Raw genomic sequence first — 16,948 nt, forward strand, 5'->3', positions numbered from 1 at the left:
ACGGATAGATATTCCGTGCTTGGCTTTTTTGTTGTGTAGGCGTGGGCGGATTGGAATTTGGCGGATATTTCCTAATTAACGGCGGATAATCTGCTATTTCAATTACTATGATCCGCATAATTCATGCTGGTTTCTATCGTTTTTTATGGTATTCGATCTTTTCTTCGCTATTTTTCCACTCTTTTCATTTTATTGCTCCAAAAAAGGAATAACACCTTTAACATTGTGGAAAATGATAGTATAAGAATTTTGATAGGGGTGTTACCATGGAAAAAACACTATACGAAAAAGTTGGCGGAGAAGAAGCAATTTCAAAGGTAGTAGATTATTTTTATAACGAGCTGGTACTTAAAGATGAGTCAGTCAATCACTATTTCAAGCATACTGATATGGAGAAGCAGCGCCAGCATCAGTCAAAGTTTATCAGTTTTGCCTTGGGAGGGCCGAATCAGTATTCCGGAAGATCCATGGCAAAAGCGCATGAAGATATGGATATACAGCCGGCACATTTTGAAGCGATTGTGAGACATCTTCATGATGCACTTGCACACTTTGGCGTCGAGAAAGAAGATATCAATGAGGCGCTGAGGAAAGTGGCGGCATTAAGAGAGGATATTATTCATAAATAAGTGCCTTGAAAAAATAAAAAAGGTGGCGGATCCATTTCATTTCCGCCACCTTTTTATGCAATTTACATTAAAGTCTCTTTAAAAATACGTAGCTGACCTTATCATATTCCATCTTATTTTCATAAAACCGATGTGCATCCTTTCTTTGCAGACCAGAAGAGAGGGAGACGATATTAAATCCTTTTTCATTTGCCCAATCATGTACATAGTTTAATAGTTTTTCACCATACCCTTTGGAACGGTGAGAAGAATCTGTTACTAAATCACAAACCCATATGGATTTTCCGTTGTATAAGGTAATCATCGGCATAAATCCAGCAAGAGCTGCGATTTTGTTATTTACGTATAAGGCAGCTAATGTATACTGTTCCTTTTCTGCTGCTTCCTCTACTAACTCAAGGTATTGCTCCTCTGTTAAATGAGTTCTTAATTGCTTCATGACGGGATAAGCTTCCTGCCATTCTTTTTGAGTGGTTAGTTCCCGGATGGATATACTGTTTTCATTTGTCATCTGCACACCTCTTTTTTCTCAGCGCGTTTTTTAGTGCAGTTAGCTTCATTAAAAAAGGCTGATGTATTTATGAAAATTATATAGCATTTCTATATGAATCTTCCTAACAATTACATTATTTTAAAAACAGCTCTTTGATTACTGAGAATTTTCCGTATCAAATTACAAGAGCACCTAATTTTGTTATTATTTAATTATTAGTAACAATTTCCAAGTGGAAAGCTGAAAATGTATATCTAGGAGGGCTAGCTATGAATTTTGTCATGAAATTTGGCGATACGAATTTCATAGGTGTTGCAAATACGGAAGAATATAAGTCGTTTGTCAGCGAAGATTGGGATGTTGATGATTTACTCTTTAAGCATATTGCCGAAGAAATGAAAAATGGATATATCCTCTTCTTTCAAATGACAGCAGAGGGAATTGAGCACTCCTGGAATGTTGAGGTATTAATTGATTCAGAAGAAGAGAATATTGAACAATCTTGTTTCCGTAAAGCTTCGGGTTTTATCAAAGTGACACACGAGCAGCTGTTCTTAGTTGATTATGATTGCATTACGATGGCAGCACAATTTGAAAATCATAAAGTGCCAGACCAAAATTGCTCTCAATATAGGATTGAAATTCCTAATGGGGATTATCAGGTTGAAGTTTTTCAATATTATAATGTTGATGATGATGAATATACTGGCACCAATCAAAAGGATATCCTGCTGCATTTTCGTAAAGCAGATCAATTCCAAGATATTGCAGATAAGACTTTTTGGTATACATATTAAGTTGAAAAACCTGGTGATATAGTAGTGAAAACCAATTTATCCTGGGGGGAGAATAAATTGTACTATAAAGAATACGGTGCAGAACATTCGAAAATGATTGTTTTTATTCACGGGGGCGGAGTCAGCGGCTGGATGTGGGATCAGCAGGTAGCTTATTTTTCCCAGCGTTATCACTGTTTGATTCCAGATCTGCCCGAGCATGGAAAGAGCAGAGGAGATGGGTTGAAATTCTCGATTGATACTGCAGCAGATCAGCTGATTGAATTGATTGAAGAAAAAAGAAAAGGAAGAACGGTGGCAGCAGTTGGGTTTTCTCTAGGTTCACAAGTGTTGATATCTATGCTGGGAAAAAAGGAAGATATAATTCAATATGCAATGATTAATAGTGCTTTGGTCAAGCCAATTCCTTTTGCCAACATGCTGAACCAAACCATGATCATGGCTTTGCCGCTGGTGAAGAATCGAACATTTGCTAAAGCACAAGCTAAAGCGCTTGATATAAGTGATGTGTATTTTAATCAGTATTATCAGGAAACACTTCAGATTAATAAACAAGCTTTTTTGCGAGTCATGAATGATAATGCCTCATTTACGCTCCCTTCATCGTTCCATACATATCCACACAAAATATTAGCTACGGTTGGTGAAAAAGAGAAAAAAATAATGAAGGATTCAATGAAAGAGATGACACACAGCAATCCGAATGTTCAGGGAATCATTTTTCCTAAGATTGGCCATTCAGCACCTCTTTCTGCTCCTGACCTTTTTAATAGACTTTTAGAAGAATGGATGGAAAACAATACGATTATAGATGAAATAAAAAAAGAAGCATAAAAGAAATGAGGCTACTGAATGCAAGTTGACCAATTCATGGAATCAAATTTTTCTGGTTTAGCACTGAGACCGCCGCTTTTTTACCATTGGGATGTTGGCATCCGATTTGAATTAGGGGTGGATTATGAATTTGACAACATTTATGAAAATTGTCCATATATAAGAGGTGTGTACGACAGAGCAATCACCTTGTTTAAGACAGTACATTCTCCAGCAGATGATTTATTTATGGTAGTGGATGTACATGATTATGCTGAAGGAGAAGTGTTTAAGCGGAAGTTAAGTACTTTTTCTAAGTATATAAAAAAGAAATCTGTTCTGTATAAGTTACAGGAGAATACGATTCCTTTTGTTTTTCCGGAAGATGATGAAGATGGGGAGTATAAGACCTATCGATTTACATTAAAATGTAAAGCTGAAGATATAGCTTACATTCCTTTGTTAAAGGCGATCTGTAATCAGGATATGGCATTACAGCCAAAAATATTTCATTATGTTTATTTTATCAATATGACTAAAAAAACAATCTTTCACGTTTATGATGATCGCGGCTGTGATCTGCTTGCAGCAAGTCCACAAACCATTCGGGGCATCTATGAAAGCTATAATGAATGGATATTAGATTATGACCGGGAGAAAATAGATCAGGTTTTTGCAGAATGAGGCTGGGACATAAGTAACTAACACACCTATTGAACCGAATGGTAAGGAAGGCATCTTTCTAATCATTTGGTTTTTTATTTATAATTATAAAATATATTTTATTTACATGAGTGAAATGGAGCGGAGGGCCCTCGACTCCTGCGGGCTGCAGAGCAAAGGGTGAGACCCCACAGGAACGAAGAGACGAGTAGGCTCAGCTTGCTCCCCGCGGAAAGCGAGGGTCCGCAGCGCAATGGAACGGTCTTGATTTAATACCGAAACTAAGATATTGAATATTCGTGTTTTAGAAATATTAATTTCGATTTGTCCCATCCTCTTTAAACGCTGGAATGCGTTAACCTGGCGTTTATGTATATATGTAATAAAAAATGCCTTTGTAAGGTATTCTTGGAATGTCATAATAAATAGCTTTAAGCAAAACGGGTATGGTAAATTTATCTTGTGGAAAGGAGATATCATAATATGGAAAAAATCATGATTGTTGAAGATGATCAAAAAATTGCCGAATATTTAAGTTCATATATAGAAAAGTACGGCTATCAAGTAAATATCGCAGCAGATTTTGAAAAGATTATAGACATTTTCCGGGAAGTAAAGCCCAATCTTTTACTGCTGGATATTAATCTGCCAAGTTATGACGGCTATTATTGGTGCAGGCAGATTCGAAAGGAATCCATTTGCCCTGTGATTTTTATTTCTGCGCGGACAGGCGAGATGGATCAAGTGATGGCGATTGAAAATGGCGGAGATGATTTTATTACAAAGCCATTTCATCCGGATATTGTCATGGCGAAGATCCGCAGCCAAATGCGCCGTGCCTATGGCGAGTATGCGGCTAAATTTGAAGAAAGAGTTTTATCGGAGGCCGGTCTTAATTTGTATCCTGAGCGATTGGAACTTCAATTCAAAGGCAGGAAAACGACATTAACCAAAAAGGAAAACGATATTATTGAACATCTGCTTGAACGCTATCCGCGCGTGGCCGGACGGCAGGATTTGCTGGAAAAGCTATGGGATGATCAAGTTTATGTGGATGAAAATACGCTCAATGTCAATATTACCCGGGTTCGGAAGAAGTTTGAGGAAATTGGGATTACGGATGCAGTTGAAACCGTGAGAGGGGCAGGATACCGGCTGCGCATTACTTGGGATGAGGGGCAATCATGAAGTTATTTCTGCGCGAGCACCTGCTCTTAATTGTGATTCAGGTTTTTCAATGTATGGTCGTTCCTGTTCTCTTCTGGCTGGATGGATACCGTGGGATTGGTGTAGTCATTTATGCTATTTTTCTATCCATAATACTTTTATCAGGATATTTGATTTATCAATATGGTAGCAGAAGGAAGTTTTATCAGCGTCTGCAGAATTCAATGGAAACATTGGATGCTTCTCTAGAAACGACCGAACGTTCACCTATTTCAGAGGCGCTTGATCAGTTGCTTCTATCACAATATCAGTTATATCAGGAGAAGCTGCGAAAAGCTGAAGACCAGCAGGATGAGCATTTATTATTTATGGATCGCTGGGTTCATCAGATGAAGACACCGCTTTCGGTCATTGAGTTAACAGCCCAAAGCTTAGATGAACCTGAATCTTCAAGTATTCGCGAAGAAACGGACAGAATGCGGAATGGATTAAATACGGTGCTTTATATGGCAAGGCTCCGTACAATTGCAGAGGATTTTCACATTAAGCCAGTTGTACTGTCTAAACTGATTCATGAGGTTAATCAAGATAACAAACGTTTTTATATTCGTAATGCGGTATATCCGCAGGTTAAAGAAGAAAGACCAGGAATTACCGTCGCAACAGATGAAAAGTGGCTGTTCTTCTTACTAACGCAACTTATACATAATGCCGTTAAGTACTCTTCTGGACAAGCAGGAAATATTGAGATCTCGATCTACGAAGAGTTAGGAGAATGTGTTCTCGAGGTAAGGGATTTTGGAATTGGAATTCCTATAGCAGATCAGAAACGGGTTTTCAGTAAATTTTTCACCGGGGAAAATGGAAGAAAATATCGTGAATCAACGGGGATGGGGTTGTATTTAGTAAAAGAAGTAGCTGATAGGCTTCAGCATGAGATTGTGCTGGAATCTGTTCAAGGAGAAGGGACGGTCATCCGCATTATTTTTTCACCTACACAAAACCTTACATCAATGTAAGATTCGTGAAAGCATAATCGATCGTATAGCTCACCAGATACAGGCTATACTTCAACTAGAAAGAAATTGAGAGGAGATTGGTTATGCTTAAACTTACAAATTTGGGCAAGGTTTACGAAGGAAAAGTAGCGTACCGTGCTTTAACGGATATCAATTTAGAAATAGACAAAGGCGAGTTTGTGGCGATCATGGGACCGTCTGGAAGCGGGAAAACGACGCTATTGAATATAATTTCAACGAACGATTCACCAACAACAGGCAATCTAGAAATCGAGGGGAAAAATCCGCATCGATTAAAGAAAAATGCGCTGGCAAAGTTCCGCAGAAATGAATTAGGCTTTATTTTTCAAGATTTTAATCTTTTGCATACCTTAACAGTGGAAGAAAATATTGTGCTCCCGCTCACATTAGACGGTGCTTCTGTAAATGAAATGAAGGAAAAAGCAGGGAAAATGGCTGAAAGCCTTGGAATCACACCGATTATGAATAAACGGACATATGAAATATCAGGCGGGCAGGCACAGCGTGTAGCTATTGCCCGGGCAATGATTCATCAGCCTAAGCTGCTGCTGGCTGATGAGCCAACAGGGAATCTGGATTCAAAGGCTGCCAAGGATGTTATGAATATGTTGGGGAACATTAACAAAAAGGAAGAAACGAGTTTGTTAATGGTAACTCATGATCCGCAAGCGGCGAGTTATTCTGACCGGGTCATCTTTATTCGTGACGGGAAACTTCATTCAGAGATCCACCGCGGGGAGAGCAGGCAAGCTTTTTTCCAAAAGATCATTGATATGCTTTCGCTGATGGGAGGCAATGATCATGACTTTTCGTCAGTTCGCATTTAATAATGTGCTCCGCAATAAAAGGTTGTACATTGCGTACTTCTTAAGCAGCATGTTCACGGTTATGGTGTTTTTCACCTTTGCTATTTTTGCCTTTCACCCTGCCTTTTCCGGAGGAGATATTAATAGAAACATCATTTTCGGAATGGCAGTTGCAGGCGGAATTATCTACGTATTTTCTTTCTTTTTCGTTTTGTATTCGATGAGTTCTTTTTTGCAGTCGAGAAAGAAGGAATTTGGTTTGTTAATCATGATGGGGGCTTCTGATCGGCAAATTCGCCTGATGGTCTTTCTGGAAAATATCCTGATTGGCTTTTGTGCAACAGTCGGCGGAATATTGGGAGGATTGATCTTTGCCAAGTTTATTTTGCTTATTGCAGAAAATGTTTTAATTATTGAAGAATCCCTTCATTTCTATTTTCCTGCTATGGCGATTGCTGTAACATTTGGAAGCTTTCTGGTACTCTTTTTTCTTATATCGATTTTTGTTTCCTTTATTCTTCGTACGAATAAGCTGACCGATTTGATTAAAGGAGATAAGAAATCTAAGGGGGAGCCGAAAGCTTCTGTTTTCCTCTCCATTATAGCTGCGATTCTTTTAATTGCTGGATATGTGACAGCTGTACTGGTTAAAGGGATATTCGTTGTATATGCGATGATACCCGTAATTTTGGTCGTCGTAATAGGAACGTATCTCTTGTTTACACAGTTAAGTGTTTTTATCATACGTCTATTGAAAAAGAATAAATCAATCTTTTGGAAGAAAACAAATATGCTTCTTTTTTCAGATCTTTCCTTTCGCATGAAGGATAATGCAAGAACATTCTTCTTAGTAGCGATCATCTCAACAGTTGCCTTTAGTGCGATTGGTTCATTATATGGTTTTCAGTCTATCCTTACTAAAGATGTAAAGAATTCCACATTATACGATGTTACGTATAGTCCATGGGGCGATGATACGAAAGAAGTCATTCAGCAGGATATTCAAAAAATAAATGCAATCTTGGAAGAAGATAATATTGAGGCTGTTAGTGAAACAATGGATGAGGAAATTTTTAATATCTCTGAACAGATTAGCTCAGTACAGATTGTAAAAGCCTCTGATTACAATCGCTTTGCCGCATTAACTGGAAAAGAGGAGCTTCACCCTGCAGAAATGGAAGCAATTGTTGTGGGTCAGAGTGAGGCCATCTTAACGGAAGACACAAAAGTGGACGAAATGATGATGAAAGAAGAGATCCAAATTCAAGACGGTCGAGAAATTATCCCAAGCTCTATTATTCAATCTGCTGTGCTAGATATATACAATCCGTATTATGTTGTTAATGACAGTATCTATGGGCAGCTGGGAGAGCCGGTTAGAAGTGATGTAAGTGCTGTATGGGCAGCTAAAGATGCACAGGAAGAACAGATCATCGAAGTGGGAAGAAAACTGAATGAACAATTGGAGCATAAAGCCTATTCTATTGATTATTCTATTTATGAAATCAATAAAACGTTTGGACCGATTCTTTTTATCGGCCTGTTTATTGGAATCGTGTTTTTCGTTTCTGCTGGGAGTTTCCTGTATTTCCGCTTGTTTACGGACCTGGATGAGGAAAAAAGAAAATTCAAAGCTATCGCTAAAATTGGTTTGACTCAAAAGGAACTGAAAAAGGTAGTCAATCGCCAAGTGGCGCTGCTCTTTTTCTCGCCGATCGTGGTTGCACTCGTTCACGGAGCTGTGGCACTTACAGCATTATCACATCTTTTCAATTATAATCTGACGACTGAATCAGCCCTCGTATTGGGGAGCTTTACAGTTATTCAAGTGATTTATTTCTTAATTGTTCGTTTTATTTATGTGAGACAGGTGAGAAGAACCATCTTATAAAAAAAAAGGAGCTTATAATTGTTGAACCTTCAATAGTTATAAGCTTTTTTTATACGATCAAATGTATAAATGAATAACAGAGTGGAACGCTCGCAGTAATGTAGTATAAGTGTTATTTTCATTCGGTAGCTTTTCTTTATCTGCAAATGAAACCTGCATGGCCGTTTATCCGTAAGAATAGTCATGCAGCCGTGAGATAACATAGAAATCTAATTTACTGAAGGGATGAATAGAATGAGAACGGATCAACCTGTAACTCCCGAAAATTTTGGTGAAATGTTTCTTTATGGAAATCCGGAAGTCATCTATGAACAATGCAGTAATGAATTTAAAGAACTAGTAAGCTTCCAGCAATTTAGTGAGCTATTGAAATCTTTTAATAGCAATGTTGAAAGCTTTCATCTTGAATCTGCTTCGCATCTTGGATTTGTCACACAATATGTGTGGATTGATGAGCGCAAGGAAAAGGCAATAAGTGTTGCATTTGACTCTTCTGATATTATTCAAAGCCTTTTAATAAAGCCTTATAATACGTTTCCAGAAACTGATAACACATACTCAAAGAATAAATATGTGATGCCCATTAATGAAGAATGGTTTGTATTCTGGGGCGGAACGAATGAGTTTATCAATTATCACTATTTATACGAATCTCAGCGTTATGCCTATGATTTAGTCATGATGAAGGAACATGTTACATATCAGGATGATCCAGCGAGGAATGAAAACTATTATGCCTTTGGCAAAGAGGTAACAGCGCCGGCAGATGGTAAAGTGGTAAAAGTTGTTAACCATATTATCGATAATATTCCAGGTGAAATGAATGAAAAAGAGGCTGCAGGCAATTATGTCGTTATAAAACATGAGCATGAAGAGTACAGTATGCTGGCTCATTTTAAGGAATCTTCCATCCTAGTTGAAGAAGGCGAAGCTCTGGAACAAGGTCAAGTTATTGGACTTTGCGGAAATTCAGGCAACTCTTCAGAAGCACATATACATTTTCAGGTGATGGATACGCCAGATCTATTTAACTCCAAATCACTGCGCATTCAGTTTGCGGGTGGTGAGGAACCTATTCAAGGGGATTTTGTAACAGAATAATAGATTAAACCAAGTAGGGGGGAGGAAAGAATCCTCCCTTTCTCTATATTTACTAAAAAGGTTAATAACATAATGGAGAGTGTGTTTTCTTCCCAGAATATAACTGTTAAAATAAGTTGTAAAAGGAATAAAAGGAAGGTTCTTCATGCCTTTATATAACAAACTTGTCCGAGATAAAATACCAGCTATTATTAATAACACAGCGAAGGATTTTCATACAAAACGGTTAAGTGAAGATGAATACATTATTGAGTTGAAAAAGAAATTAAATGAGGAAATCAGCGAATATCAAATAGCTGGGGATAATCAAGACGCCTTAGAGGAACTGGCAGATGTTTTGGAAATCATCCATAGTCTTGCGATCGTCCACGGTGCCGACATAGACGAAATTGAAAAAATTCGTCAAAAGAAGGCAGAAGAAAAGGGAAGTTTTCAGGAACGGATTTTTCTTATAGATGTAGAGGATTAAGATAAGTAAATAGATAAGAAAAAAATATTTAAATCGCAAGGCATCCGGGGCATTTTGGAGGAAACGCAATGAGTCATAAATTAAAGGTAGGAGAACTAAGAGAAACATATATAACCGACGAGGAAATATGGAGAATACTCACTGTCGTGTTATCAAGCAAATCTGTAAAATCTTCTACCTATAAGTATGCTCTAATTAAAGCATTAATTGAGAATTTATATATGGTCAATGACAATTTTGAGTTAACTTACAATCAATTAGCCTATTCTTTTACAAAGATTTATTGGAACTTAATTGTTCAACATAAATTAATCCACCAAAATAGAGGGAAAACGGCCAGAGTTGTGACGCTGATTAAGGAAACACAGACAAATCATGCCATTCCTGATGAAATGATCTTCGATAAAATCAGCGATGACTTGCAAATCAAACTCGTAAGCAAAATTAAGTCAACAATGAAAGAAAATGTTTACGGTGCGCTTTATGGAGATACAAGGGGAAGTTTTTATTCGTTTGATCACCGGCAGGAAATCCTGAGAATAAGTCCAGCTGTACATGGATTTATGCTGAATTATCAAAGGCTTATAGTGAATCTGACGAACTATCATTTGGCAGCAATGATTGAACAGCTGAATGAAGTTCCAAGCATAAATTATCTGTTAGGCAAGGTTGAGAGCATTGCCAAGCGGTCTTCTCTGCGTCCATTTGAAAGAATCCTGTTAGAGTATTTTAGTGCGGATTGTTTTTATTGTTGTAAGCCGTTAACCGGGATTACAAGAGAAACACATGTGGATCACTTCATACCTTGGTCTTTTGTGCAATCAGATCAAATTTGGAATCTAGTACTATCCTGTAATAAATGCAACACTTCAAAAAGTGACAAACTGCCAAAAAGAGATTATCTTGAATTCATTATTGAGCGGAATCATGAGCTGAATGACAAGAAAGAAGATCAAGTGGTAACAAACTGGATGGAGAATTATAAATCGAAAAAAATGATCATGCTTTATGATTATTCGATTAAGAATGGATTTGATACGATTTGGACTCCATCATAATAAGTAAATACCCAGAACCAATACAATAAAATGGACTATTAGGAGCAGGAAATATGATAAGAAATGTATGGAGTGACCGGAATGAAAGCTTGCCAGCGTTAACACCTAAAAAGGTGCAGGAAGCAGAAGTTAAACTAGGAGTAAAATTGCCGAAATCTTATATTGAACTATGCAGCATTCAAAATGGCGGCTATCTGGAGTATGATGCCTTTCCGACACTTGTTCCAACAAGCTGGGCTGACGATCATGTTTCAGTTGATCACATTAGAGGCGTTAATGAAGATGGGATTCTGGACAACCAATACTATATAGACGAATGGGGACTTCCAAATCATATCGTTCTGTTATGCGGAGACGGCCATTCATGGGTTGCTCTGGATTATAGAGAAACAAAAGAAAATCCACCAATTATATACGTAGATGCAGAATACACAGATGAAATATTTATACTTGAACTCGCCTCTGATTTTGAATCATTGATTAATGGTTTATTTATTTATGAAGACAATGTGTAAATACAAAAAGGACCAATTAGGTCCTTTTTATAAATAAGATAAATTTCCTGCTTATAGGAGTAAAGCGCATTATGCTACCCCTTGGGCAGTTTTGTCTTACTCTTTTTTTATATAGAATAGAAATCTATTAACGAGTGGTATCCGGCATAATCCAAACCACTTCGCATAGGCGAACGAAGAACGTTGAATCGCGCTCTTGAAGGGCAATATGATCTGGTTTAACATCGATTACACTGCCTGAAATTCTTCCTCTAGATGTTTCAATAACAGCTCTTTTTCCAACTAGGGAGCTTGCTGCATTATACACAAATGGCTCCACCACGATTACTTGTTCAGGCTGCTGCATCATGTTCATAGGCTGCATGTTTTGACGATACATATTTTCATCTCCTCAGATTTTTTCTTGTTTTATAAGGGATAATAAGATAAATTCACTGTGAATAAATCAAATAGCAAGTGAATCCCTGTCTAGCTCCAGGCGCTAGGGACTCGAGGTCTTAAGCTGATCCAGTCAAAAGGTTAAAGAGCAACCTTTCACCTGGCTCATCTTAAGCTTGTCGTCCCTGAGCGAGCGCCTTCCGCATTTCAAATTATTCAGGCATAATCCATACGATTTCACAAAGGCGGATAAAGAAGGTTGATTCAGCTTCTTGAATGGCGATGTGATCAAGTTTTGCATCAAGAACTGTACCTGATACGCTGCCCCGAGATGTTTCTACAACTGCACGTTTTCCAACTAAAGAACTGACCGCAGCGTACACATAAGGTTCGACAACAATTACTTGCTTCGGCTGCATCGTTGTTTCCATCTGTCTTGGGTAAAACATCTGTGTATAAGGGTTGTTCACTTGAGATCCTCCATTATGGTCTTATTTATTATGAATACATTCACAACATATTCAGCTTCAAGGGTATTTGCCCTGGTTATATACCTATATTTGAATAATTTCCTAGGCGCTTTTATTGCTAGTTGAATTCCGAAAAAAATATTTGACGATTCTTATCTTTTATATTATTATTTCACTATAAAGAAGAAAACGCTTTACTCATACAACTCAATGATCTCAGGGTGTTACTTATACAAGGCATAACCTGAATTAATCTAGATAGGACTAGGACTCTAGTTTTATTTGAGATTGATTCAGGTTTTTTGATTATAAGAATGAAATAACGAAGATTCGGCACTCTATTCTTGAGGAAAGGAGCGATCGTGTGAAGTTAAAAAAGGCTTTAAATAATAATGTGGTTTTGGCTAAGACAGAAGATCACCGTGAAGTTGTTGTCTTTGGCACTGGCATTGCTTTTAAACTGAAGCCGGGCGATCCTATTGATGAATCAAAGGCAAGTAAAGTGTTTACCTTGCAAACAAGTGACTTATCACTGCAGATGGCGAATTTATTAAAAGAAATACCTGTTGAATACGTTGAAATTACACAGGAAATCTTAGATTATGCCAGAAAGAAACTAAACGTTTCAATCAGCGACTATACATTGCTCACGCTCACCGACCATATCTATTATGCGATTTCAAGATATAAAAAAGGCGAGAAAATTGTAAACGTTCTATTATGGGAAGCTAAGAAGTTTTATAAATCAGAGTTTGAAGTTGGATTAAAGGCTTTAGAAATTATAAAAGAAAAAACAGGCGTGGCCTTTAATGAAGATGAAGCAGGTTTTATTGCCATGCATTTAGTTAACACGCAGGTTGAAGGCAATGAAATTGATAAAACATTAAAGATGACCAAGATTGTCCAAGACATATTAGGCATTATTAAATATTATTTTAAAATGGAATTTGATGAAGATTCCTGGAATTATGGCAGATTGGTTACTCATTTAAAGTTTTTCGCACAGAGAATTCTATCAAAGGATCGAATTGAGGAACAGGATGATGATCTATTCATTCAAGTTCAGCATAAATATCCAGAAGCATTTGAATGTGTGAAAAGAATAGAAACATATGTGAAAAATGGTTTTGGCATGCAAATCACTCATGCAGAAATGGTCTATCTTGTTCTGCATATCTCCCGTGTTACATCACGCGGAGGTAAATAATTTAATGATGAATACAGGGTGTTACTGAAAAGGCATAACCTGTGATGTTTCAAGGCTGATACCAGTCTTGTTTATACATCCAGTGTTATGCCTTTTTTTATATTATAAATATATATTAGGGGGTTTACCACAATGGCTGATTACAAACAATTAGCACAATCCATTGTCGAAGGTGTCGGCGGTGAAAACAATGTAGACAGTGTTTATCACTGTATGACAAGACTTCGTTTTAAACTAAAAAACGGAAATAAATTAAATAAAAAGGATCTTGAGCAGTTAGATGGTGTTGTATCTGTGCTTTATAGCAATGGACAGCATCAGGTTGTCATTGGAAATCATGTTGCAGAAGTATATAAGGCGATTACAGATCAATATAACATTGACAGTGCTGCTACTTCTTCCAGTCAGGAAAGTGAAAAGAAGACTAGTAATCCGATTGCCCGCTTGTTTAACATCATGTCGAGCATTATTACGCCGATTGTACCAACTCTAGCCGGATCAGGTATGCTGAAGGCCCTTCTTGTTATCTTCACAACCTATTTCGGAATGTCAGAAGAAAGCAGTACGTATCTGATCTTAAGTGCTGCATCTAACGCGGTATTTTACTTTTTCCCGCTAGCTCTAGCTGTATCGGCTGCAAAAACGTATGGAGTTAATACATTCGTTTCATTAGCGATTATGGGTGCACTGATGGAGCCGAAATTTACCGGATTAATGCAGGAAGTTGGAGATATCGTTGATTTTGCCGGATTGCCAATTGTATTAATGAGTTATAGCGGTCAAATTATCCCGGCTATTTTGGCTATTTGGTTATATTCTTATTTAGAAAAGTTCTTAAACAAAGTTATTCCAAAAGTTATTCAAATGTTTGCTGTTCCAATGATTTCATTATTAGTTATGGTTCCTCTTACAGCAGGTCTTATTGGACCGTTTGGCGTTTATGTAGGTGATGGAATTGCTACAGGTATTGATATGATGAGTAACACAAGCGGTATGTTAACAGGTGCGATTATTGGCGCAGGCTGGACATTCCTTGTTATGTTTGGAATTCACTGGGGCATTGTACCAGCGATGCTTCAGAACTTAACTCAAACAGGGTTTGATACGATTCGTCCGCCAGTAGCAAATGCAACATTTGCACAAGCTGGTGTAGCATTTGGTGTATTCCTGAAAGCAAAAGATAAGAAACTTAAATCATTAGCACTTTCATCTTTAGCTCCAGCTCTATTAGCAGGTGTAACAGAACCAATCGTGTATGGATTATCGGTGCGCTTAAAACGACCAATGATTGCAGCTGTTATCGGAGGAACGATTGGCGGAGCGTTTGCAGGCGCGATGAATACAACTGTTATGGCATACGTATTCCCGGCTCTGACAACATTGCCAGCCTTTATGACTGACACGTTTGCTTATTACATTATCAGTATTACCATTGCCTTTGTTCTCACAGCAGCACTTACGTATATTTTAGGATTTGATGAAGGAACACCAGCTAGTGATGATAAAGTAAAACCACAGACTCAGAATAATAAAATAGATAGTAATCGCTCTGTTGTAAAATCACCAATGAGCGGAAAAGTCGTTCCTTTGAAAGAAGTGAATGATCAGGCTTTTTCAACTGGTGCAATGGGGCAAGGTGTAGCTATTATCCCTGCTCATGGAAAAGTGTTTGCGCCCGTAACAGGTACAGTAACGACTTTATTCCACACAAAACATGCTATTGGCTTAACAGCAGATGATGGCACAGAAGTTCTCATTCACGTTGGTCTTGATACAGTAAAACTGGATGGTCAGCATTTTACAGCTCATATCAATCAGGGCGACATAGTGCAAGAAGGGCAATTATTAACAGAGTTTGATATTGAAGCAATTGAAAAAGCAGGTTATGAGCTGACAACACCAATAATCATCACAAATTCTAATGATTATTCAGATGTAATTGAAACAGAGCAGTCTGCTGTTTCAAACAATGATGTGCTTTTAACAGCAGTGAAATTGTAAAATAATGAAGTTTAGGAGCTGATCCATATGAAACCGAATCAATCACACTTCCCAGAGAACTTTCTCTGGGGAGGTGCAATAGCTGCCAACCAAGCGGAAGGCGCTTGGAATGAGGATGGAAAAGGTCCTGCGATAAGCGATGTTATTCGAAATGGAATCGTTGGCGGGACATTTGATGGAGAAGTGATAGATGGTCATTATTATGCAAGTCATGAGGCTATCGACTTTTATCATCATTATAAAGAGGATATTGCTCTTTTTGCAGAAGCAGGCTTGAAATGCTTCCGTACATCCATTGCCTGGTCTCGTATTTTTCCAAATGGGGACGATGAACAGCCGAATGAAAAAGGATTGCAATTTTATGATTCGCTTTTTGATGAATTATTGAAAAATGGAATTGAACCAGTTATTACGATTTCACATTTCGAAATCCCTTTAAACTTAATAACCAAATATGGCGGCTGGACAAACCGCAAGCTGATTGATTTTTATGAACGCTATGCGGTTACGATCTTTAAGCGCTATAAGGACAAAGTGAAGTATTGGATGAATTTTAATGAAATCAACCATTTTCACACAATTCCATTAGCAGCTGGCGGCATCCTCATTCAAGATGAAGAAACAAAGCTGCAGGATATTTATCAGGCGTCACATCATGTATTTGTGGCGGCTGCCAAAGCAGCAAAGCACTTGAAAGAGATTCGTCCTGATGCTATGATGGGCGCCATGCTTTCACTAAGCCCAATTTATCCGCATACATGTCATCCAGAGTCGGTCTTTGAATCCTATCAGCTTAGAAGAAGATCATTGTTTTACTCTGATGTGATGATTCGCGGAACGTATCCGACATATGCAAAGCGGATTTGGGATGAGCATCATATTAATGTGCAGATGGCTGATGGTGATTTAGAGCTTATCAAAGAGAACACAGTCGATTATCTTGGCTTCAGCTACTATCGCAGTTCAACCCATGAGGCAGGCATGAAAATCCTCGGGAATACGGGAGGCATTATCGGTAAAGACAACCCGTATCTGGAAAAAACAGATTGGGGCTGGCCAATTGATCCTCTTGGCTTGAGATATGTCTGCAATGAATTGTATGATCGTTATGAAATTCCGCTCTTTATTGTTGAAAATGGCTTTGGCGGAAAAGATGAATTTGATAAAGATGGCAAAATTATTGATGATGAAAGAATCAATTATATTCAAAAACATTTGATCCAGCTTAATGAAGCTATAAAGGATGGCTGTGACATTATCGGTTATACATGGTGGGGACCCATTGATATTGTCAGTGCCGGAACAGGCGAAATGAAAAAAAGGTATGGCTTCATTCATGTTGATAAAGATAATGATGGAAAAGGAACACTGAAACGGTCAAAAAAGAAAAGTTTCCAATGGTACCAGCAAGTGATCAAGACAAACGGCCAATCGTTATTTGAATAAAGGA

General features: G+C 37.8%; 18 protein-coding genes. 15 read left to right on the forward strand and 3 right to left on the reverse strand.

Annotation, left to right across the window (positions count from 1 at the left end; translation table 11 throughout):
- Window positions 1-266 precede the first annotated feature (266 nt).
- Entirely contained in the window at window positions 267-629 is a 363-nt protein-coding gene (locus J1899_RS06260; RefSeq protein WP_214478095.1) for a group I truncated hemoglobin, read from the forward strand.
- A gap of 67 nt (window positions 630-696) precedes the next feature.
- Here the strand turns inward: J1899_RS06260 and J1899_RS06265 are convergent, their stop codons facing one another.
- On the reverse strand, window positions 697-1,140 hold the full coding sequence (locus J1899_RS06265) for a GNAT family N-acetyltransferase (protein WP_214478096.1): 444 nt from the start codon (window positions 1,138-1,140) through the stop codon (window positions 697-699).
- Window positions 1,141-1,403: 263 nt separating this feature from the next.
- Between J1899_RS06265 and J1899_RS06270 the strand changes: the two genes are divergently transcribed.
- From J1899_RS06270 to J1899_RS06320, 11 genes are all read left to right on the forward strand, one after another.
- Window positions 1,404-1,919, forward strand: coding sequence for a hypothetical protein (locus J1899_RS06270; RefSeq protein WP_082851833.1), 516 nt, complete (start codon window positions 1,404-1,406; stop codon window positions 1,917-1,919).
- A 57-nt stretch (window positions 1,920-1,976) separates the two neighbouring features.
- Window positions 1,977-2,753 carry an alpha/beta fold hydrolase gene (locus J1899_RS06275; protein ID WP_246586600.1) on the forward strand — a complete coding sequence of 259 codons (777 nt, stop codon included), beginning with the start codon at window positions 1,977-1,979 and terminating at the stop codon, window positions 2,751-2,753.
- 36 nt (window positions 2,754-2,789) lie between these two features.
- Entirely contained in the window at window positions 2,790-3,416 is a 627-nt protein-coding gene (locus J1899_RS06280) for a DUF3885 domain-containing protein (RefSeq protein WP_425515007.1), read from the forward strand.
- Between the two features lie 462 nt (window positions 3,417-3,878).
- Window positions 3,879-4,583, forward strand: coding sequence for a response regulator transcription factor (locus J1899_RS06285; RefSeq protein ID WP_214478098.1), 705 nt, complete (start codon window positions 3,879-3,881; stop codon window positions 4,581-4,583).
- A complete protein-coding gene (locus J1899_RS06290; RefSeq protein ID WP_066448307.1) occupies window positions 4,580-5,581 on the forward strand; it encodes a sensor histidine kinase in 1,002 nt (333 codons plus the stop codon). Before J1899_RS06285 ends, J1899_RS06290 begins: the two co-directional genes overlap by 4 nt.
- An 83-nt stretch (window positions 5,582-5,664) precedes the next feature.
- Complete coding sequence (locus J1899_RS06295; RefSeq protein ID WP_066448301.1) at window positions 5,665-6,429, forward strand: ABC transporter ATP-binding protein; 765 nt, start codon at window positions 5,665-5,667, stop codon at window positions 6,427-6,429.
- A complete protein-coding gene (locus tag J1899_RS06300) occupies window positions 6,404-8,299 on the forward strand; it encodes an ABC transporter permease (RefSeq protein ID WP_214478099.1) in 1,896 nt (631 codons plus the stop codon). The genes J1899_RS06295 and J1899_RS06300 overlap by 26 nt, the downstream gene beginning before the upstream one ends.
- 234 nt (window positions 8,300-8,533) lie before the next feature.
- Complete coding sequence (locus J1899_RS06305; protein WP_214478100.1) at window positions 8,534-9,400, forward strand: M23 family metallopeptidase; 867 nt, start codon at window positions 8,534-8,536, stop codon at window positions 9,398-9,400.
- A 145-nt stretch (window positions 9,401-9,545) separates the two neighbouring features.
- Window positions 9,546-9,869 carry a nucleoside triphosphate pyrophosphohydrolase gene (locus tag J1899_RS06310; RefSeq protein WP_066448293.1) on the forward strand — a complete coding sequence of 108 codons (324 nt, stop codon included), beginning with the start codon at window positions 9,546-9,548 and terminating at the stop codon, window positions 9,867-9,869.
- Window positions 9,870-9,937: 68 nt separating this feature from the next.
- Window positions 9,938-10,927, forward strand: a complete 990-nt coding sequence (locus J1899_RS06315; RefSeq protein WP_066448291.1) for an HNH endonuclease — start codon at window positions 9,938-9,940, stop codon at window positions 10,925-10,927.
- Between the two features lie 53 nt (window positions 10,928-10,980).
- Complete coding sequence (locus J1899_RS06320) at window positions 10,981-11,442, forward strand: SMI1/KNR4 family protein (protein ID WP_214478101.1); 462 nt, start codon at window positions 10,981-10,983, stop codon at window positions 11,440-11,442.
- Window positions 11,443-11,569: 127 nt separating this feature from the next.
- Here the strand turns inward: J1899_RS06320 and J1899_RS06325 are convergent, their stop codons facing one another.
- Window positions 11,570-11,821 carry a DUF2642 domain-containing protein gene (locus tag J1899_RS06325; RefSeq protein WP_066448283.1) on the reverse strand — a complete coding sequence of 84 codons (252 nt, stop codon included), beginning with the start codon at window positions 11,819-11,821 and terminating at the stop codon, window positions 11,570-11,572.
- A gap of 211 nt (window positions 11,822-12,032) precedes the next feature.
- The gene (locus J1899_RS06330; RefSeq protein ID WP_246586601.1) at window positions 12,033-12,290 is read right to left on the reverse strand and encodes a DUF2642 domain-containing protein; all 258 of its coding nucleotides are present in this window, start codon (window positions 12,288-12,290) and stop codon (window positions 12,033-12,035) included.
- 364 nt (window positions 12,291-12,654) lie between these two features.
- Here J1899_RS06330 and licT point away from each other — a divergent pair, with 364 nt between their 5' ends.
- The 3 genes from licT to J1899_RS06345 all read left to right on the forward strand — a co-directional run bounded on the left by licT (window position 12,655) and on the right by J1899_RS06345 (window position 16,944).
- Window positions 12,655-13,497, forward strand: a complete 843-nt coding sequence (licT, locus tag J1899_RS06335; RefSeq protein WP_214478102.1) for a BglG family transcription antiterminator LicT — start codon at window positions 12,655-12,657, stop codon at window positions 13,495-13,497.
- A gap of 132 nt (window positions 13,498-13,629) precedes the next feature.
- Window positions 13,630-15,498 carry a beta-glucoside-specific PTS transporter subunit IIABC gene (locus tag J1899_RS06340; RefSeq protein ID WP_214478103.1) on the forward strand — a complete coding sequence of 623 codons (1,869 nt, stop codon included), beginning with the start codon at window positions 13,630-13,632 and terminating at the stop codon, window positions 15,496-15,498.
- A gap of 27 nt (window positions 15,499-15,525) precedes the next feature.
- Window positions 15,526-16,944: a glycoside hydrolase family 1 protein gene (locus tag J1899_RS06345; RefSeq protein WP_214478104.1), complete on the forward strand. Its 1,419-nt coding sequence runs from the start codon at window positions 15,526-15,528 to the stop codon at window positions 16,942-16,944.
- Window positions 16,945-16,948: the final 4 nt, after the last annotated feature.

Source organism: Cytobacillus gottheilii (assembly GCF_018582665.1).
GTDB lineage: Bacteria > Bacillota > Bacilli > Bacillales > Cytobacillaceae > Cytobacillus > Cytobacillus gottheilii.